Source organism: Streptomyces atratus, from assembly GCF_900119365.1.
Taxonomy (GTDB): Bacteria; Actinomycetota; Actinomycetes; order Streptomycetales; family Streptomycetaceae; genus Streptomyces; species Streptomyces atratus_B.
On sequence record NZ_FPJO01000008.1, the window covers coordinates 114,245 to 132,403 of the forward strand.

An 18,159-nucleotide genomic window follows, 5' to 3' on the forward strand; every position below is an offset into this window, starting at 1 on the left:
GCCCTGGCGCCTCGCTGCCTGCCGGCCCGCTCAGAACGGCGCTGTCGACGCGTACGTCTCCCGCAACTGTGCCGCGATCCGGAGCGCGGCGGCGGAACGGCGCGGGCCGGCAGGCGGCGCGGGCGTGGGCTGCGGCGCGGCTTCGGTTGTGGGCTCGGCGTCCGGGGTGGTCACCGCTACCGTCGGGGTGTAGCCCGGCGGGTGGGCGGGGGCGGCGGACTGCTGCGGCAGCGGGACGGTCGGCGCCACGGCCACCGGGTTCGGGGCCAGGAGGGTCGACACCTCGGCGAAGGCCTCGGCATCCGTGGGCGGCGGGGCGGGAGCCGGTACGGGGGAGGGCTCCGGCGGTTCGTACGCGACCGTGGTGAGGGAGGCCAGCTGCCGTCGGGCCTGGGCAACGGTCGCCCCGTGCGCCTTGATGACCGCCACGCACTGGGTGACCACCTCGTCCATCGTCGGACGGTCGTGCTGCGCGTGCCGGAGCATGGACGACAGGAGACCGACCAGTTCCTCGGGGGCTCCCGACAGATCGGGGGCCTTGTCGGGGTCGACGATGTGACTGAACAGCACCTGTACGTGATCGGCCTGGTACGGATAGTGGCCCGTGGTCATGCAGAGCAGCACCGCCCCGAGCGCGTACACGTCCACCGGGGCCGTCAGCGGCTTCTCTCCGTTCGCCTGCTCCGGAGACATGCAGGCAGGGGTGCCCATCACCATGTTCGGCGCGGTGAGGGAGGCGCTGGACTCGGCGAAGACGGCGAGGCCGAAGTCGATGATCTTGGGGCCGTTGGGGCCGAGCAGGATGTTCGCCGGCTTGAGGTCCCTGTGCAGCAGCCCTTGGCTGTGGACTCCGGCCAGCGCCTCGGCAAGGGTCGCTCCGAGCGAAGCGGCCGCCAGAGGCGACAGGACACCGCGAGTGTCGAGGAGCCGACGCAGGTCGGGGCCCTCCACGTACTCGGTCGCGAGCCACGGCTGCTCCGACTCCGTGTCGGCCTTCACGAACGCGGCGACGCGCGGCCCCCAGATCGTCTTGAGGACCTCGATCTCCTGGGCGAACCGCTGCCGGGTCTCCGAATCGACGACCGTGGGTTTGATCACCTTCACCGCGACGGCCTCACCGGCAGCGGACTCGCCGAGGTAGACCTGGCCCATGCCGCCGTGGCCGATCCGTCCCAGCAGCGTGAACCCGCCCAGCTCGGCCGGATCGTCCGGGCTCAGCGGCGTTGTGTTCACTCTGGTCCCCACCTCGAAGATCTGCCGAAGGTCGCGCGATGGTCGCGTGCGTACGGGCAAGGGTATCGGCGGTGTCCGACAGCAGGTCCGGTACGGGGCAGGCCGCCCATCCCGAGCCGTCGGGCTTCGGCCCCTTCGCTCACCTCACCGTGCCGAACGCCCCGCTCTACCGCCACGTGATGCGGGCGTCCCGACGGCCAAGGAACGGTTCGCGGTCCACCTACGGCCCGAGGACGTGCACGCCGCACTGCCGGCGGACATCCGTCGCGCCGAGCTGGATGCCGTCGCCGGCGTGCTCGACAAGCTCGTCGGCTGGGGCAATCTGCGGGCGGACCCCGACACCGCCCGTGTGACCGCGGTCGAAGACTTCTACCGGAAGCGATTCATCCACCAGCTCACGCGGGACGGAGAAGCCGCCGAGGAGGCGCTGTCCGCCTATGACGAGGCGCTCGGGCGTCGCGGAGCCCTCCAGGCCGTGGCCCTGCACGACATCGTCACCCAGCTTCGCGCCCTTCTCGCCCTGGCTGCCGAGGAGGAGCCGGATCCGGCCAAGACGCATTTGGCGCTCGACGTGCTGGCCAGCCGATTCGCCGCGCTCGCCGACCATGCCCGGGCCTTCATGTCCCAACGGCGTGCGCTACGTCACAGCACCTCGTGATCCTCTTTGCGCTGACGAGGTTCCATGTCGGAGCCGGCGACAGCCGGTGAAATCAGACGGGGCACGATCTCGATCTGGGCCGCGTCGGCACGAGGTGCCGGACGGGCCGTCAGGGCATGGGTATGGGCGCGGGGACAGGTAGGTGGACCGAGGCGCTGCTCCGTCCCCCGTTCGTCCCCCGTGGGAGAATCGGTTCTGCGCTGCGCAGGGGCGCCCCTCACGCCCAAGAGCGTGTGGTTCCACAGGCCTGTCACCTCGAAGGGAAAGCTCTCCGGATGCGCATCGGGATCGTCGGCACCGACAACAGCCATGTCGACCAGATCGTGCGCCACCTCAACGTCGACGGGGCGGGCGGCGACGCGCGCGTCGTGGCGCTCAGTGGTGGACGCGGTCGGCGCAACGACGCGCTGGCGGCCACCGGAGGGATCGCGGAGATCGTCGACGGGCCCGCGGAGCTGCTGGGGCTGGTCGACGCCGTCGTCGTCGCGGACCGGGACGGCGCACACCACCGGGACCAGGCGATTCCCTTTCTGGCCGAGGGCCTTCCGGTGTTCGTCGACAAGCCCCTCGCCCGCACCGTCGAGGACGCCCGGGCCCTGATCGATACCGCGCGCGCCCATGACGCGCCGCTCACCTCGTCCTCGGCGCTCCGGTGGATTCCCGGCACCGACGCGCTGGCGGCCCGGTCGATCGCGGGAGGGAAGCCGGAACTGGTCGTCGTCTCCGGGCCCGCCGATCCGGCCGGCGACCACGGCGGGATCTTCTTCTACGGCATTCATGCGGTGGACATCGCCCTCCGGCTCGCTCCGGGCGAGATCTCCGGCGTTCGGACGGACATCACCGACACCACGGTCGTCGCGTCGTTCACGGCCGGTGACACCCGCGTCGTCGTGAACCTCGTCAAGCCGGGCAGCACGGACCAGATCCCCTTCCATGCAATGACGTTCACCCGGGAGAGCATGGCCCAGCAGACCCTGGTCCCGGGCGCGGACTACTGCGTGCCCGGCCTCGAAGCGTTCCTGGAGATGGTCCGCACGGGCAGGCCGCCGATCGGCTACGGGGATCTGCTGCGCCCCATCGAGGTTCTGGAGACCGTCGCCACTGCCCTGCGCGAGGCTCCGGCCGGCGCCCGGCCGTAGATCGGGCGAGGCACGGCCGGGTTGCGGCCGGGTGAAGGGAAGCGATCCAACAGGCGTACACTGCAGGGCAATTGGCCTGGTGGGGGACGCCTTTCGGGTGTTCGCCCAGGTCCGCTCGGCGGCCCCGTGAGGGCAGCGCACGATCGCGTTCATCGCGAGTGCCGGCAGTCTGGTCCGGGGAATGGGCGCCGTCGCCGCCTCGGCGATCCTCGTGGCCCTGTGCGCCACGCGGATCCGCTGGCCGAGGCTCGCCGAGTCCTGAAGAAGGCGGAGGATGGCGAGGAGGGCGCTGACGGCGGCGCTGTGTCCGATGCGACACTGTGGAGTCGGCGTTCGTGCCATCGGACGGTGGGGAGAACGCCCGACACCAGGCAGGATGGGGGAGTCCAGCCGGTAAGGGGAGATCATGATCGAGAAAATCCTGCCGTCCCGGGTAGCGGTGGCAGAAGCGTTCTCCGACCTGCCCGGTGCCGTGCTGCTGCCCGGTGAGGAGGAGCTGACCCGTGGTTTCGTGGAGAAGCGGCGCAAGGAGTTCGCCACGACGCGGCACTGTGCCCGCCGCGCGCTCGGCTCGCTGGGCATAGCTCCCGTCCCCATCCTCAAGGGCGAACGGGGCGCACCGCTCTGGCCGGAGAACACGGTCGGAAGCCTGACCCACTGCACCGGCTACCGCGCCGCCGTCGTGGCCCACCGGCCGGATGCGCTCACCGTCGGCATCGATGCCGAGGAACACGCGCCGCTGCCCGGCGACGTGCACAACAGCATCGCCCTGGCGACAGAACAGCGACGCGAGCGCGAACTGCGCCTGGAACACCCGGGGATCCACTGGGACCGTCTGCTGTTCAGCGCGAAGGAGGCGGTCTACAAGGCGTGGTTCCCGCTCACCCATCGGTGGCTGGGCTTCGAGGAGGCCGACATCGAGCTCCGTCTCGACGGCAGCTTCACCGCCGAACTGCTGGCCTGCGACCTGCGGTCGGCGCCGGGGACGGGGGTGCCGGCGGTCCCCGCGGCCTTCCACGGCCGCTGGCTGTCCGAGAAGGGGCTGCTGCTGACCGCGATCGTCATCGAGAAGGCCCCCGGCACCCAGGGGCTGTGCGGCGGGTAGGCGTTCCCGTAACCTCTGTCCGCATGAGCGGAGATCACCCGGGCGAAGACCGCAAGCGCGCACGTGAGTTGGGCATTCCCCTGACCGGTGAGCCGGGGCCGTGGAACGCGATCACGGACGTGCCCGGTGTCGAGGTCGGGTACGTCACCCTCGTCGACGGCGACGACGTACGCACCGGAGTGACCGCGCTGCTGCCGCGCGGCCGGGACGGGGTGGGCATCCCCTGCGCGTCCGGCTGGCACTCGTTCAACGGCAACGGCGAGATGACCGGGACCGCGTGGATCGAGGAGAGCGGCTCGCTCGCCGTTCCGGTGGTCATCACCAATACGTACGCGGTCGGCCCGGTGCACCGGGGCGTGGTCGAGTGGGTGCGCGCCAACTGCCGTGGCATGGCGCCCGAGTGGCTGCTGCCGGTCGTCACGGAGACCTGGGACGGCCACCTCAACGACATCCACGGTCCGGCCGTGGAGTCCCGGCACGCGGCCGCCGCGATCGAGGCGGCGGCGTCCGGCCCGGTCGAGGAAGGATGCGTCGGCGGCGGGACGGGCATGCGCTGCTACGGCTTCAAGGGCGGCTCGGGCACCGCGTCGCGCGTGGTGGAGTACGGCGAGGACCGGTACACCGTCGGCGTCTTCGTCCAGGCGAACTTCGGTTCACGGCGCGAACTGGTGGTGGCCGGTGTGCCGGTGGGGCGCGAGCTGACCGACCCGGTCGAGGCGCAGCCCTCAGTGGCGGAGCCCGACGGGGAGCGCCCGGTGCCGCCCGGCGCGGGTTCGGTGATCGTGGTGGTGGCGACCGACGCGCCGCTGCTGCCGGGTCAGTGCAAGGCGCTGGCCCGTCGGGTGACGCTCGGCCTGGGCCGTACCGGAACCACCGGCAGTCATTTCTCCGGAGACCTCTTCCTGGCCTTCTCCACGGCCAACCCGACCGCGCTGACCAGTACGTTTCCCGAGGACGACGGCAGTGCGCCGTACGAGTCGATGCGCTTCGTGCCCTGGGGCCGGATGGATCCCTTCTACGGCGCGGTGGTCGAGTCGGTGGAGGAGGCGGTGCTCAATGTGCTCACCGGTGCGCACTCGATGACCGGCCGGGCCGGACACCACGTACCGGCGCTTCCGCTGGAGCAGGTGACCGAAATCCTGGCGGCACGGGGAGCGGTGTCGTAGCCCCCTCGGCGTCATATCCCTCGTCCTTCTGTGGCTCCCACGGCCGTTCCGCGGCGGGCTCGCTGGCCCGGCACAGCTTCGTCGGCCATACTGCCCGCCGTGGAGCAGCGCATAGATCCGAACACTCAGCCCGGATACGCCGCAGGGACAGACCCGGCGTTCATCCCCGGTCTCACGGCCCCCGTCACGGCCGGGAAACCGGATTCGAGCCTGGAGCAGACAGACCTGGAGCAGACAGAACCGGAACAGACGGAACCGGAACAGACGGAACCGGAACAGACGGTGCCGGACGCGACGGAGGAGCGGGAGTCCGACGCCGCAGAAGCCGAGTCCGACGCGGGGAAGGCCCCCGCGGCGGACGAGAAGGAGGCGGAGGACGGACCCTCGTTCGAGGTGAGCGACCGCCGCGGTTCCATCACCGTGGACCGTGAGGGCGTCCGGTTCCGGCTGGACGACCAGGAGGCCGAGTTCCGGTGGGACGAGATCGGCGCGGTCGAGGTGAAGACCCCCCGGTTCGGCCGCCGGTTCACCGTGACGGTCCACATGTCGACCCGCCGGTGGTTCAACGCCGAGGTCGAGGCACCGGCCAGGAGCAGCCTCAAGGAGTGGGCGGCGGAACTCGACGAGGTTCTGGACGCCTACTTCGAGGAGTCCTGACCACGGCGGTGCCGTGGGAGAGCCCGGGCCGGCGGACGCAACGACCGCCGGCCTTCCCACGCATGGCCTGCTTCCCCGCGGGTCGTCGGTCGCCTCACGCACCTTCGGCCGGAGCGCGTGTGCCGCGCAGCGCGTCGAGCATGTGGGGCCAGGCGGCCGCCCCGAGTGCCGCGTCCGCCGCGGTCGAACCTCCGTAGAGGAACTGCGTGGAGGCGGGCGCAGGGCCCTCGCCCGGCAGCCGCGGGCGGTGGCCCGCGTCAGGGCCGCTGACGACCCGTACGGGCAGCCCGGCCGCTCTGCGGCGGGCGGCCAGCTCCTCGGCGGAGCGCAGCGAAGGCCACATCTCGTCGTCGCCGCCCGCGACCAGGACGAGCTCGGCACCGGACCTCTCCACCGGGATTCCCGCCGCGTCGACGCGGTCGGCGTACGTCCGCCGGCTCTGCTCGTACCAGCCGAGGACGGCCACGGGACCGCCCTCGGGCCGTCCCGGCGCCGGTGCCCAGGAGTCGTCGAGGGGGACGAACGGCAGCGGCCTACCGCGCCAGGTCCAGGAGGACCGGTACGGCCGGGCCTGCCCGTCCCGGCCGGGGCCCACGTTCGCCCAGGTCACCGAGGTGGGCGAGAGCGCCACCACGGCGTCGACACCGGGCAGGAGCACCGACAGGTGCAGGGCGGCCTCCGCGCCCTTGGACGTACCGAGGACGCCGATCCGCCGCGCACCGCCCGCGCGGAGCACCCCGATCGCGGACTCGAACGTCTCCAGCGGGACCTCGCAGATGCCCGGCGGCTGACCGGAGCCCCCGAACCAGCGGATCGAGAGGGCGGCCATGCCCTCCCGGGCCAGGAGCCGGCACCGCTCCTCCTCGATGCGTCCGCTGGACCCGGACAGCACCAGCACCCCGACCTCGCAGCCGGATACCGGCCCGCCCGCGGGCCTGGCGAGAAACCCCTCGCGAACGCCCTGGCACAGGGCTTCATGAGGGGTTCCGCGAGCAGCCTCGCGAGCGCCTTCGCCGGGATTACCGAAGGTGCGCTCGACGATGTGCACCGGCCGGTCAGGCGTCCGTGAGCACGACCGAGCGCGTCAGGTGGCGGGGGCTGTCCGGGTCCAGACCGCGGGCGGCGGCGCGGGCGACCGCCAGACGCTGCACCCGCACCAGCTCCGCCAGCGGGTCCAGCCCGCTCTCCACCCAGCGGGCGCCGGTCGCCAGCACCTGCTCCTCAAGACCTTCGGGGGCGGCACCGAACATCCAGGTCGCGGTGCCCGAGGTGGCGATGCTGATGGGACCGTGGCGGTACTCCATCGCGGGGTACGACTCGGTCCAGGACAGCGACGCCTCCTTCATCTTGAGCGCCGCCTCGTTGGCGAGCCCCGTCGTCCAGCCGCGGCCGAGAAAGCTGAACTGGGTGCAGTCCACCAGGCCTTCGGGCAGCGGCTCGGCCAGCGCGGTCTCCGCGTCGCGCACCACGTCCTCGGTGTGCAGACCCAGGTGGGCGCGGAGCAGGGTGAGCGCGGTGGTGGCGAACCGGGTCTGCACGACGGACTGCTCATCGGCGAAGTCGAGCACGACGACATCGTCGGCTGCCGTCATGACCGGGGTGTTCGGGTCGGCGGTGATGGCCACTGTGCGGGTGGCACCACGCAGACGGTCGAGCAGCTCCAGCACCTCGGTCGTGGTTCCCGAGCGGGTGAGGGCGACGACCCGGTCGTAGCCCCGGCCGAACGGGAACTCCGAGGCGGCGAAGGCGTCGGACTCGCCCTGACCGGACCCCTCGCGGAGCGCGGCGTACGCCTGAGCCATGTAGAACGAGGTGCCGCAGCCGACGACCGCGATGCGCTCGCCGGTGGCGGGCAGAGCGGCCGACTGCGTCTGGGCCAGCTCGGCGGCGCGACGCCAGCACTCCGGCTGGCTGGCTGTCTCGATCTCGACAAATGACACTTTTGCACTCCGTACTCGTGGTGGGATGCTCGTTTGCGAACGTTATACGCGACCTGCGAGCATTATCAAGCATTCTGTTTGCAGGATGCTTGACTGGGCGGAGCCTTGTGCGACGCTTTGCGCTGTCCGGTGACCGTACCCAAGGGGATGTGTGCCCGAAGCCCGGGTTCGTAAGGAGAGTTGCCTTGTCCAGGGATGCCCGGTGGAACGCGCTGCTGGAGCTTGTCGGTAAGAACGGCCGGGTGGACGTCGAGGACGCCGCCACCACGCTGGACGTCTCGGCCGCGACCATCCGCCGTGACCTGGATCAGCTCGCCGAGCAGCAGCTGCTCACCCGCACCCGAGGCGGCGCGGTGGCGCACGGCGTCAGCTACGAACTGGCCCTGCGCTACAAGACCGGGCGCCACGCCCCGGAGAAGCAGGCCATCGGCCGCGCGGTCTCCGAACTGGTGGCGGTCGGCGAAGTGGTGGGACTGACCGGCGGCACGACACTGACCGAGGTGGCCCGTTCGCTGGCGGTGCGCTCCGACGTCGTCGGCGACAGCGCGGCCCACATGGGCGGCCAGCCGACCCTGACCGTGGTCACCAACGCCCTCAACATCGCCAACGAGCTGGTGATCCGGCCGCAGATCAAGATCGTGGTGACCGGCGGAGTGGCCAGGCCGCAGTCGTACGAGCTGACCGGCCCGCTGGCCAGCGGGGTGCTGGGCGAGATCACGCTGGATGTCGCCGTGCTGGGCGTCAACGCCATCGACACCGAGCGCGGTGCGTACGTCCACCACGAGGGCGAGGCCAGCATCAACCGCCTGCTCGCCCAGCAGGCGCAACGGGTGGTCGTGGCCGCCGACTCCTCGAAGATCGGCAAGCGGGCCTTCGCCCGGGTCTGCGATCTGGGGCAGGTCGACTTCCTGGTCACCGACAAGGGGATCACGCCCGAGGCGACCGCCCGCTTCACGGAGGCCGGCGTCACCGTCATCGCCGTGTGAGGTGACCCGGTGCGTCCCCGGCGAGGTCGTTGGGCGCGGGGCGCTGTCCACCGCTGATCGGCCTTCCGCGGCCCGTTCACAGCTGGTGTCCGAGAAGGCTGCGTCCTGTGCCCGGCAACACGCGGTCGAGTACGAAGGCGCATCCCGGACCGCGATCAAGCGGCTGAGAAGGTTCGGTGATTGTCGTCGAACCCCTGTTGCGTCCTCCCTGCTCCTTTCCCGTGCCCTCCGTGCCCGTGCCCTGCCTCTGACGCTCGATCACGGGTTGCGGCGCGGCCGAAACGAACGTCCCAGACTGTTCAATGTCCTTAAATGTTTGTTAGCCGTGTTAAATGAACAACTCTTGCCATCTGGATGCATGTCGTGAACCATGTGGCTGTCACCGCGAGGGAGCAACGGTCGCACGGTCACCGCTGCGTTCGCCCTCCTGGCCGCCGGCCCCGAGTACATGATGCGCGCCGAGTCCGAGGTCTCGCTCGCCGGCAAGCAGCCGCGCATCAGTGTTCTCCGCCCGCACCACCCGCACGCACAGACAGAAGAGACCCCCGTGTCAGACCTGCGACTCGGCGTCATCGGGCTCGGCCTGCGCCGTTCCATCGCGACCTCCGCCCACCACCCCGGACAGGGTTCGGCGATCACCGCCGGATACCGCGCCGAGGCCGACATCGCCTACCGGCTGCCGGAGGCCAAGGGCTCGCACGGCGGCGGGGACAGCCGGATCATGGAGGAGTTCTGCCGGTTCGTGCGCGACGGGGGCGTCACCGACACCTCGCCGGTCGCCGCCCGGATGAGCGTCGCCGCCGGTGTGCTCGCGACCCGTTCCCTGCGTGAGGGCGGTGCGCCCTTCGAGGTGCCGGCCCTCGACCCGGAGCTGATCGCCTACTTCGAGGGCGGCCAGGTCCGCTAGGGGCGGTCCGGCGGCCGGTACGACGCTCGGGAGACCTCCGGGGGCAGTGCCTTCCGGCACTGTCCCCGGAGGTCCCTGTGCGACTATTTTCGGCCATGCTCGGTGGGTAATCGGCTCTTTCCGGTTTGGTGGCCGCTCGACGGGTGCTTGGTGCGACGCGTGTCGCCGACGGGTGAATTGGGGAGAGTTGTCCGGAAGGTGGCAGGTGGGGATGGGGTGCGCCGGTCTCGCAGGGTCACCACGCCCTCGTCGTCGGGGCGTGCGAGCGATCATTTTGCGCCAATAGGATCTCGGGGTGGCCGAGCTCGAACGCGTGGCCGGAATTCGGTCGGCATAATCGCGTCCATGTCGATCACGGGTGGAGACGTCGTTGACCTGGGGCGGGGCCTCTACGCATGGCTCCCGCCGAAACGGGGCTGGGGGCTGGCCAACTGCGGTCTGCTCGTCTCGCCCCGCGGCGCGCTCTGGATCGACACCCCGTACGACGCCGTGCTGGCCGGCCAGTTCCTGACCGAGTCCACCAAGCGGCTGCCCGACGGCGTCGGCATCGACCGGGTGATCGTCACCCATGCGAACGGGGACCACTTCTGGGGCGCGGGCGTGCTCCCGGACGCGGAGATCATCGCCACCCGCGAGGCCCGCGAGCACATCCACTACGAACCCACGCCGAAGCAGCAGCACGCGCTCGTCGCCACAGGCGATCCGGCCACCCCGCTCGGTGGCTATCTCGCCCGGCACTTCGGCCCCTTCGACTGGTCGCAGACCGAACCGGTGGTGCCGACCACCTACTTCACCGGCGAGCTCGAACTGACGCTGGGGGAGTACCCGGTCCAGATCTCCGCGCTGCCGTCCGCGCACACCACCGGCGACCTGATGGTCCATCTGCCCGCGCAGGGCGCCGTCTTCACCGGGGACATCATCTTCTCCTCCACCCCGGAGCAGCCGGGCGACCACCCGGTCCACTGGGCGGGCCCGCTGAGCAACCTGATCGCGGCCTGCGAACGGGTGCTGGCCACCGGCGCCGAGACCGTCGTCCCGGGACACGGCCCGCTCCTCGACCGGGCCGGGGTCCGCGACCACATCGTGTACCTGGAGTACGTACGTGAGCGCGCCCACGCCTTCCACACGGCGGGGATTCCCGCCGTCGAGGCCGCCCGCCGGGTCATCGGCGAGGGGCGGTACCCGGAACTGGGCCTTCCCGAACGGCTGGTGGTGACCATCGGCAGCGAGTACCGGCAGCTCGACGGCTCCGAACTGCCCGGCGTGCTCCAGGTGATGACCGAGGTCGCCGTGGTCGCTCGAGAACTGGAGGGGCCGCATGAGCCGGCCCGCCCCGCGGAGCAGTAGGCGGGGCTTGTGCCGCCGCTTCGGCCGGAAGACCGATCCGACAACAGAAACGCGGTGACGGCATGGGATGGATAGTGGCGGTGATCGCCGTCGCCGCTGCCGTGGCGGCAGCGGTCCGCGCACAGAACTCGGCGCGCGCCGAGAACATCGCCCTGGCCCGCGCCGAGCTGGCCGAACGGCAGTCGAAGGCCGCCGCCGCCCGTACCGCGGCCCTCACCGACGAGATCCGCCAGCTGGCCCGCAACCGGATACCCGCCGCCGCGCTCGCCCTCTCCCACCCCACCGCCAAGGTCCCCGGACTGCGCGAGGCGGCCGAGGTCGACGGCGATTCCGCGCGCCTGCTCACCGAGGCGGTGCAGGCCGCCCGCAAGGCCGTCGTCGAGGAGCGCGGGCGTGTCGACGCGGCCGCCCGCGCGGCGATGCGCGGCACCTCCGCCAAGATCCAGTCCCTGCTCAACCAGTCCCAGCAGCTGCTGCACGAGCTCCAGCACGAGTACGACGACCCGCGGATCCTGCAACTCGACTTCCGCAACGAGCTGGCGCTGCGACGCACCCAGGCCACCGCGGTCCTCTGCGACGCCTGGCCCGGCCTCGCCCGCCAGAACTCGCCGCTCGTCGAGATCGTGCTCGGCGCCCAGTCCCGGGTCGCCGGTTACGAACGCATCAAGGTCGCCAACCATCTGCGCGACGAACGGCTCGCGCTCGTCGCCCGCGCCGCCGAACCCCTCGCCATCGCACTGGCCGAACTCCTGGCCAACGCCACCGCCTACTCGCACCCCGACACCGATGTCCAGGTCACCGTCCAGCAGAGCGGCGGCCGGGGCGCGTTCCTGGTGGTCGACGACGCGGGCATCGGCATGGACGACGACGCGCTCGACCGGGCGCGGGCCCTGCTGGCGGGCCCGCCCGAGGTCCTGCTGACCGAGCTGGGCGATCCGCCGCAGACCGGCTTCGCCGTCGTCGGCCGGCTGGTGCTGCAGTACGGCCTCAACTGCCACATCGAGGCATCGCCGTTCGGCGGCATGCGTACGATCCTGCGCGTCCCCGCCCATCTGCTGACCGTGATGGAGGAGGACCGCAGCCTCTCCGCCCTCGCCCCGAAACCGGTGCAGGCGCAGGCCGCTTCCGCCCATCCCGCCCCGACCGAGCAGGAGACCGCCCCTGTGCCGCAACCCGCCGGCGGGGAGGCTGCCGCGCTGCCCAGCCGGCGCCGACGCGCCCCGCTTCCGGCCCCGGCCCGCCCCGCGCACGCCGACGCAGCCCCGGACCGCGAACAGGTGCCCCGTACACCGGAGCAGGCCGGGGCTTCCTGGGCGGCACTCCAGCAGGGCACCCTCAACGGCAGGAGCGTCGCCGGGCGGCCATTCGCACCGGCACCGGACGACCACGACCACCCGGACGACCGGGACGAGCAAGGAGACGACCAGACGTGAGCGCCCCCACTTCCACCACCGGTGACCTCGCATGGGTGCTGACCCCGCTGCTGGAGCTGCCCGGAGTCCAGCACGCCGTGGTCGCCACCGGAGACGGCCTCGTCGAGGGCGCGTCGCCCGGCCTTGACCGGGCCTCCGGTGAACGCGTCGCCGCGATGACCGCCACGCTGCACGCCGCGGCACGCGCGTTCACCACGGCGTTCACCGACGTCGAGGCACCGCGCCTGGCCCAGACGGTCGTCGAGTCCGACCAGGGCTTCGCCATCGTCGTACCGGCCGGGAACAACACCACGCTCGCCCTGTTCGCGGAACCCGGCGCCAAGCTCGGCGACATCGCGTACCAGATGCAGGTGCAGGTCACCGCCCTGACCCGGGCGATGAACGCACCCGCCCGCCGGCCGGACACCGCCGCCCGGCCATGACCTCCGGCCCGGGGCGCCGTCTGATACCCGCCTATCTGGTCACCGGCGGCCGGACCCGGCCCGCCGGTCCCGCGCTCGACCGGCTCGACGTACTCGTACGCGCCGACACCGAGCTGCCCCCGGACACCGGCTCGGAACAGCGCAGACTGTGCGAGCTGCTCGAACCGGGGGCGCTCACCGTCGTCGAGTGCGCGGCCCACCTGGACCTGCCGGTCAGCGCCACCGTCTTCCTGGCCACGGACCTCGCGGCCGCCGGACATCTGCACACCCGACCGCCCATCCCCAGTGCCGGGGAGATCGACCGGTCGCTCGTCGAGAGGCTGCTCGTTGGACTCCGCTCCCTCCACTGACCGCACCGGCATCGGCTATCTGCCGCCCGCGGCCCGGACCCTGATGAAGCTGGTCGTCACGGGTCCGTTCGGCGTCGGCAAGACCACCCTGATCCGGACGCTGTCGGAGATCGCCACGCTCCACACCGAAGAGGCGATGACCCAGTCCAGCACCCGGCTCGACGACACCGCCGGGCTGCCGGACAAGACCACGACCACCGTCGCCATCGACTTCGGCCGGCTCACCGTCCTGGACGACCTGGTGCTCTACATGTTCGGCACCCCCGGCCAGCAGCGCTTCCTGCCGCTCTGGGAGGACATCGCGCGCGGTGCGCTCGGCGCACTCGTCCTGGTCGACACGCGCAGGCTCGCCGACTCCTTCGCGGTCATGGACATGGTCGAGGAGCAGGGGCTGCCGTACGCGGTCGCGGTCAACCGCTTCCCCGACGCCCCCTCCCACCCCGACGAGGTCCTGCGCAAACACCTCGACCTCGCGCCCGGGACCCCGCTGGTGCAATGCGATGCCCGCGAACGCCGCGGCAGCATCGACGCGCTGATCGCGCTGGCCGAGCACGTGCTCACCCGGATGCCCAGGCCCGAGGACCCGTCATGACACCGTACGCACAGCCGCCGCGGCCTCTCGCCCTGTACGGACCGGAATTCGCCGCCGACCCGCAGAGCCACTACCGCCGCCTGCGCCGACACGGCCCGCTCGCGCCCGTCCGGCTCGCCCCCGGCATCGACGCCCTGCTGGTCACCGACTACCAGGCCGCCGTCGATCTGCTGCGCGACACCCACACCTTCACCAAGGACCCGCGCGCCTGGCAGGCCACCGTCCCCGAGGACTCGCCGGTCCTGCCGATGCTCGGCTACCGGCCCACCGCGCTCTTCAGCGACGGCGACGTGCACGCCCGCTACCGCGACGCCATCAACGACAGCCTCGCCCTGATCGAACCGCACGTCCTGCGGGCCGAGGTCGCCCGGGTCGCGCAGCGGCTCATCGGCGAATTCGCCGCCACCGGAAACGGCGACCTCATCGCCCAGTACGCCCGACGCCTTCCACTGCACGTCTTCGTCACCTGGTTCGGCGTGGAGCCGGGCGACGCCGAACGCATCGTCAACGGCATCGCGGGCATGTTCAACTCGGCCGAGAACGCCGCCACCGCGTACGCCGACCTCGTCGAGGTCGTCACCGCACTGGTCGCCGACCGGCGCGCCCGGCCGCGCCGCGACCTCACCTCGTACCTCCTCGGCCACCCGGCGAATCTCGACAACGACGAGACTGTGCGTCAGATCACCCTCATCATGAGCGCGGGCCACGATCCGACCACGAATCTGATCGGCAACGCACTGCTGCACATGCTCACCGACGCCCGCTACGCCGGTTCGCTGCACGGCGGCGCGATGACGGCGTACGAGGCGATCGACGAGGTCCTCTGGCAGGATCCGCCGCTGGCCAATCTCTCGGCCCACTACCCGCGGCACGACACCGAGTTCCACGGCGTGCGACTGCGCGCCGGACAACTCCTCCTGGTCTCCTACGCCGCGGCCAACACCCGTTCCACGCACGGTCCTTCGGACCTCGCGGTCCGCTCCGGGGCCAGTGCCCACCTCGCCTGGTCCGCGGGTCCGCACCGGTGCCCGGCGAAGCAGCCGGCGCTGCTCATCGCCATGACCGCGATCGAGCAGCTCACCAGTCAGCTGTGTGATGCGGAACTGGCCGTTCCGGTCGGCGAGCTGAAGTGGCGTCCGGGACCCTTCCACCGTGCGCTGGTCCGGCTTCCGGTACGGTTCACCCCCGTCGACATGAGTGCGGAAGCGCACCGGCTCAGGGCCGCCGGGGATGCCGCGGACGGGGCGCCGGCGGTGTCGAACGGGCCATGAACCGTGTCGGTGGTACGCCGAACGGGTGAGTGGCGAGAGAATTGCCCGATGAACAGCGAGCGCAGCCGGCGCAACGCCAACCGAAGCACAGACGGGGTGGTCCGGTGAGCAGGTACGACAGGTACGACGTCACGGACGAGCAGTGGGAGGGGCTTGCCCAGGTCGTACCTCTGCGCAGCCGCAACGAGTGGCCGTCCAGGGTGGATCACCGCACGGTCCCCGACGAGAGCCCGGCGTCGGAGCAGCGGCGACTCGTCGTGCTGCGGGTGCAGGTCTTCGCGGACGCACGGGAGGTGGCCGAGTACCTGGTCGCCCAGATCCCGGTACTGCTCGACCTGACCAGCGCCGAGACGGATGTCGCCAAGCGCATCCTGGACTTCACCAGCGGGGTGGTCTTCGGCCTCGGCAGCGGAATGCACCGGGTCGACCGGAATGTCTTCCTGCTGTCGCCGGTCGGCATGGAGGTCGAGGGAGTCACGGCGGCGGGCCTTCCCGGTTCCTAAGGCCTGGGTGGCCCGGGCGGGCGGGGGCGAGCCGGTTCACGTACTCCGATCGTAGGAAGGTCGTTCAGGCGGAACGGTTCGCCGGTCCGTGGCCCGCATACCGTCCGCCCATGACTGCACTCCGCCCGGAAACCACCCCGCCACTGCCGACCGGCCCTTCCGAGCCCGCCGGCGCGCCCGCTGTCGCCCGCACGCCGGCCCGTACGAAGGCCGCGCGGCCTCCGTACGGGCCGGAGCGCCCTGCCGGACCCGTCGTCACCGAGCTGCGGCTGTCCTCCTTCGCCTCGCATCGGGGCGCCGCCTTCCCCGTAGGCCCGGTCACGCTCTTCACGGGGCCCGGCGGCAGTGGAAAGTCCAGCGCGTTGCGGGCGTACGAGGCGCTGGCGCGGCTGGGCGCCGGAGACCCGCTGGAGGAGGTGTTCCCGGACCCGGCGGGCTGTGTGCCGGAAGGGGCCGCGGCCGACGCGCAGGGCCGCCGCGGCTTCCGGATCGGCTGCACGGCGGACGGCCCGGCGGGACCGGTGCGGCTCGACGTCGCCGTCCAGGCGGAGCCCGCTCTCCGGATTGTCGGCGAACGGCTCACCGGCGGCGGCGAGACCCTGCTCACCACCGCGTTGCGCGACCCGGGGCGCTCCACGGTCCAGGCGGCCTGGCACACCGCCGGGGCGGTACCGGTGACGCGTGCGCCGCTTCCGGACGACCGCCTCGGCACAGCACTGCTGCCGCTGCGGGTCGCGGGCCGGACCGAGGGGCAGTTACGGGTGCTGGCCGCCGCCGAACAGATGGTCGTGGCCCTGCGGTCGGTCTTCGCGTGCGAACCGCAGCCGCAGTGGATGCGCGCCCCCGTGCGGGCCGGTGACGGCAGGCTGCGACGCGGCTGCGACAACCTCGCGGCGGTGCTGGAGCGTACGCACACGCAGTGCGCCCAGCGCCATGCCCGGCTGGTCGCCGCGGCGCACGCCGGATGCGCGGGGCCGGTGACCGCGCTGGGCGTCGAGCGGCTCATGGACGGATCGCTGCGGGCGACGGTCGGGCGGGGCGGGGGGCGGGCCACCCCGGTCGGACGGCTGGGGGACGGCGAACTGCGATATCTCGCGCTCGCTCTCGTGCTGCTCACCGGCCCCGGGGTGCTGGAGGTGGACGCCGCGGGGGAGGTGCCGTCGGCCATGCAGACCCTCACCGTGCTGGCCGACGGACTCGACCGTGACCTGGACGGCAGGCAGTTGCGCGAACTGCTGTCCCTGGCCGTGTCGATCGGAGCGGCCGGACACCTCAGACTGGTCGCGACGGTCACGGAGCCCGGCGCGGCAGGGGCCGGGGAGACGCCCGGGGTGACGGTGGTAGACCTGGAGCCGTGACAGAACTCGATGTACGCGCCCTGCAGAGACGGCTCGCCGCGTTCGCGGCCGCACGGGACTGGGAGCGGTACCACACCCCGAAGAACCTGGCGGCGGCGCTGAGCGTCGAGGCGTCCGAACTGGTGGAGATCTTCCAGTGGCTGACGCCGGAGGAATCGGCGCGGGTGATGGAGCGGCCCGAGACGGCGCACCGGGTCGCGGACGAGGTCGCGGATGTCCTCGCGTATCTGCTGCAGTTCTGCGAGGTGCTGGGGATCGACGCGCTCACGGCACTGTCGGAGAAGATCGACCGGAACGAGTCCCGCTTCCCGGTGCCCGGGCGCCAGGACTCCCCGGAATCGAGTGACCGTCACTCTTCGGAGTGATCGACTTATCCACAATCGAGTTAGTGTCCACAGATTTCCGAATTCCCCTGGCTTTTCGGTACCGATGACCTCACTGTGGGTAATGGATGAGGTGAGCGGCTTTTCGTACGGACGGGGGAACACATGGAAGCGGAACGGCTTGTAGGAGTCAGTCGGCGTGCTCTGGCTCAGAGCAGGGGGACGCCGGACATCATCGCGGAGGCCTGGCAGGCGCAGGCGCTGGCCCAGGCGATCGGCAGCCGCCTGGCGGCCGAAGGGCCCAAGGAGTTACGGGGCGAGGCGCGCGGGCTGAGCGAGATCGGCGGGCGGAGCGGCGGGGCGCTGGACCACCCGGCGGCGCGGGCCGGGGTGGCGCGGGCCGCGCAGCTCTCCGAGCTCGCCGAGCCCCGGGCGACGCTGACGGGGCTGGGCACACTGCTCGGGGAAGTGGGGATGGCGCTGGTCGGGGTGGCCTGCGAGACCGATGAGCAGGGGCTCTACTGGCAGTGCATGGAAGCGATCGACGCCGCCGACGAGTCCATGGACCGGGTGCACGGAATGCTCCGCCGCCTCGACGAGCAGGACAGGGAGCGACAGCAGGATCTGGAGCGCGGCCGGGGGCGGGACGGCCCGTACGGTGCACACGGGCCGTACGGTGCGATCGGCGGACCGGCGGGTACGACCGCGGCCGGCCGCAGCCGTGCGGGGCTCCGGGAGTGACCGCGCGGGGAGGCCGGAGGAGAGGGGC

The 18,159-nt window shown here is 71.7% G+C and carries 19 protein-coding genes and 1 pseudogene; 17 read left to right on the forward strand and 3 right to left on the reverse strand.

Annotated elements, in window-relative coordinates:
* Positions 1 to 30: 30 nt before the first annotated feature.
* Positions 31 to 1,233 carry a serine/threonine-protein kinase gene (locus tag BT364_RS16360; protein ID WP_072485905.1) on the reverse strand — a complete coding sequence of 401 codons (1,203 nt, stop codon included), beginning with the start codon at positions 1,231 to 1,233 and terminating at the stop codon, positions 31 to 33.
* Between the two features lie 235 nt (positions 1,234 to 1,468).
* Here BT364_RS16360 and BT364_RS16365 point away from each other — a divergent pair, with 235 nt between their 5' ends.
* From BT364_RS16365 to BT364_RS16385, 5 genes are all read left to right on the forward strand, one after another.
* Positions 1,469 to 1,891, forward strand: coding sequence for a DUF2397 family protein (locus BT364_RS16365; protein WP_256259864.1), 423 nt, complete (start codon positions 1,469 to 1,471; stop codon positions 1,889 to 1,891).
* 275 nt (positions 1,892 to 2,166) lie between these two features.
* Positions 2,167 to 3,030: a Gfo/Idh/MocA family protein gene (locus tag BT364_RS16370; protein WP_072485906.1), complete on the forward strand. Its 864-nt coding sequence runs from the start codon at positions 2,167 to 2,169 to the stop codon at positions 3,028 to 3,030.
* 406 nt (positions 3,031 to 3,436) lie between these two features.
* Positions 3,437 to 4,135, forward strand: a complete 699-nt coding sequence (locus BT364_RS16375) for a 4'-phosphopantetheinyl transferase family protein (protein ID WP_072485907.1) — start codon at positions 3,437 to 3,439, stop codon at positions 4,133 to 4,135.
* Between the two features lie 23 nt (positions 4,136 to 4,158).
* The gene (locus tag BT364_RS16380; protein ID WP_072485908.1) at positions 4,159 to 5,301 is read left to right on the forward strand and encodes a DmpA family aminopeptidase; all 1,143 of its coding nucleotides are present in this window, start codon (positions 4,159 to 4,161) and stop codon (positions 5,299 to 5,301) included.
* A gap of 99 nt (positions 5,302 to 5,400) precedes the next feature.
* Positions 5,401 to 5,958, forward strand: coding sequence for a hypothetical protein (locus BT364_RS16385; protein ID WP_072485909.1), 558 nt, complete (start codon positions 5,401 to 5,403; stop codon positions 5,956 to 5,958).
* 94 nt (positions 5,959 to 6,052) lie between these two features.
* On the opposite strand, the gene BT364_RS16390 is transcribed toward BT364_RS16385, so the two are convergent.
* Together BT364_RS16390 and BT364_RS16395 are read right to left on the reverse strand one after the other, a co-directional pair.
* Positions 6,053 to 6,850, reverse strand: a complete 798-nt coding sequence (locus tag BT364_RS16390; protein WP_256259868.1) for an acyl-CoA thioester hydrolase/BAAT C-terminal domain-containing protein — start codon at positions 6,848 to 6,850, stop codon at positions 6,053 to 6,055.
* Between the two features lie 163 nt (positions 6,851 to 7,013).
* Positions 7,014 to 7,898, reverse strand: coding sequence for an SIS domain-containing protein (locus BT364_RS16395; protein ID WP_072485910.1), 885 nt, complete (start codon positions 7,896 to 7,898; stop codon positions 7,014 to 7,016).
* Between the two features lie 185 nt (positions 7,899 to 8,083).
* Here BT364_RS16395 and BT364_RS16400 point away from each other — a divergent pair, with 185 nt between their 5' ends.
* From BT364_RS16400 to BT364_RS16455, 12 genes and pseudogenes are all read left to right on the forward strand, one after another.
* A complete protein-coding gene (locus BT364_RS16400) occupies positions 8,084 to 8,884 on the forward strand; it encodes a DeoR/GlpR family DNA-binding transcription regulator (protein WP_072485911.1) in 801 nt (266 codons plus the stop codon).
* A gap of 640 nt (positions 8,885 to 9,524) precedes the next feature.
* Positions 9,525 to 9,791: pseudogene (locus tag BT364_RS16405) on the forward strand (gfo/Idh/MocA family oxidoreductase); the annotation flags it as partial.
* Positions 9,792 to 10,136: 345 nt separating this feature from the next.
* Positions 10,137 to 11,138 carry an MBL fold metallo-hydrolase gene (locus tag BT364_RS16410; RefSeq protein ID WP_072485912.1) on the forward strand — a complete coding sequence of 334 codons (1,002 nt, stop codon included), beginning with the start codon at positions 10,137 to 10,139 and terminating at the stop codon, positions 11,136 to 11,138.
* Positions 11,139 to 11,200: 62 nt separating this feature from the next.
* The gene (locus BT364_RS16415; protein ID WP_072485913.1) at positions 11,201 to 12,571 is read left to right on the forward strand and encodes an ATP-binding protein; all 1,371 of its coding nucleotides are present in this window, start codon (positions 11,201 to 11,203) and stop codon (positions 12,569 to 12,571) included.
* Positions 12,568 to 12,993 (forward strand): roadblock/LC7 domain-containing protein, encoded by a 426-nt coding sequence (locus BT364_RS16420; protein ID WP_072485914.1) that lies wholly within the window; start codon positions 12,568 to 12,570, stop codon positions 12,991 to 12,993. Before BT364_RS16415 ends, BT364_RS16420 begins: the two co-directional genes overlap by 4 nt.
* Entirely contained in the window at positions 12,990 to 13,343 is a 354-nt protein-coding gene (locus BT364_RS16425; protein WP_072485915.1) for a DUF742 domain-containing protein, read from the forward strand. The genes BT364_RS16420 and BT364_RS16425 overlap by 4 nt, the downstream gene beginning before the upstream one ends.
* Positions 13,321 to 13,935 (forward strand): GTP-binding protein, encoded by a 615-nt coding sequence (locus BT364_RS16430; RefSeq protein ID WP_072485916.1) that lies wholly within the window; start codon positions 13,321 to 13,323, stop codon positions 13,933 to 13,935. The genes BT364_RS16425 and BT364_RS16430 overlap by 23 nt, the downstream gene beginning before the upstream one ends.
* On the forward strand, positions 13,932 to 15,206 hold the full coding sequence (locus tag BT364_RS16435; RefSeq protein WP_256259873.1) for a cytochrome P450: 1,275 nt from the start codon (positions 13,932 to 13,934) through the stop codon (positions 15,204 to 15,206). The genes BT364_RS16430 and BT364_RS16435 overlap by 4 nt, the downstream gene beginning before the upstream one ends.
* A gap of 104 nt (positions 15,207 to 15,310) precedes the next feature.
* Positions 15,311 to 15,709 carry a cell division protein SepF gene (locus BT364_RS16440; RefSeq protein ID WP_072485917.1) on the forward strand — a complete coding sequence of 133 codons (399 nt, stop codon included), beginning with the start codon at positions 15,311 to 15,313 and terminating at the stop codon, positions 15,707 to 15,709.
* Between the two features lie 110 nt (positions 15,710 to 15,819).
* Positions 15,820 to 17,067 carry an AAA family ATPase gene (locus BT364_RS16445; RefSeq protein WP_072485918.1) on the forward strand — a complete coding sequence of 416 codons (1,248 nt, stop codon included), beginning with the start codon at positions 15,820 to 15,822 and terminating at the stop codon, positions 17,065 to 17,067.
* On the forward strand, positions 17,064 to 17,432 hold the full coding sequence (locus BT364_RS16450; RefSeq protein WP_072485919.1) for a nucleotide pyrophosphohydrolase: 369 nt from the start codon (positions 17,064 to 17,066) through the stop codon (positions 17,430 to 17,432). Before BT364_RS16445 ends, BT364_RS16450 begins: the two co-directional genes overlap by 4 nt.
* A gap of 123 nt (positions 17,433 to 17,555) precedes the next feature.
* Positions 17,556 to 18,131 carry a DUF6099 family protein gene (locus BT364_RS16455; RefSeq protein WP_072485920.1) on the forward strand — a complete coding sequence of 192 codons (576 nt, stop codon included), beginning with the start codon at positions 17,556 to 17,558 and terminating at the stop codon, positions 18,129 to 18,131.
* Positions 18,132 to 18,159: the final 28 nt, after the last annotated feature.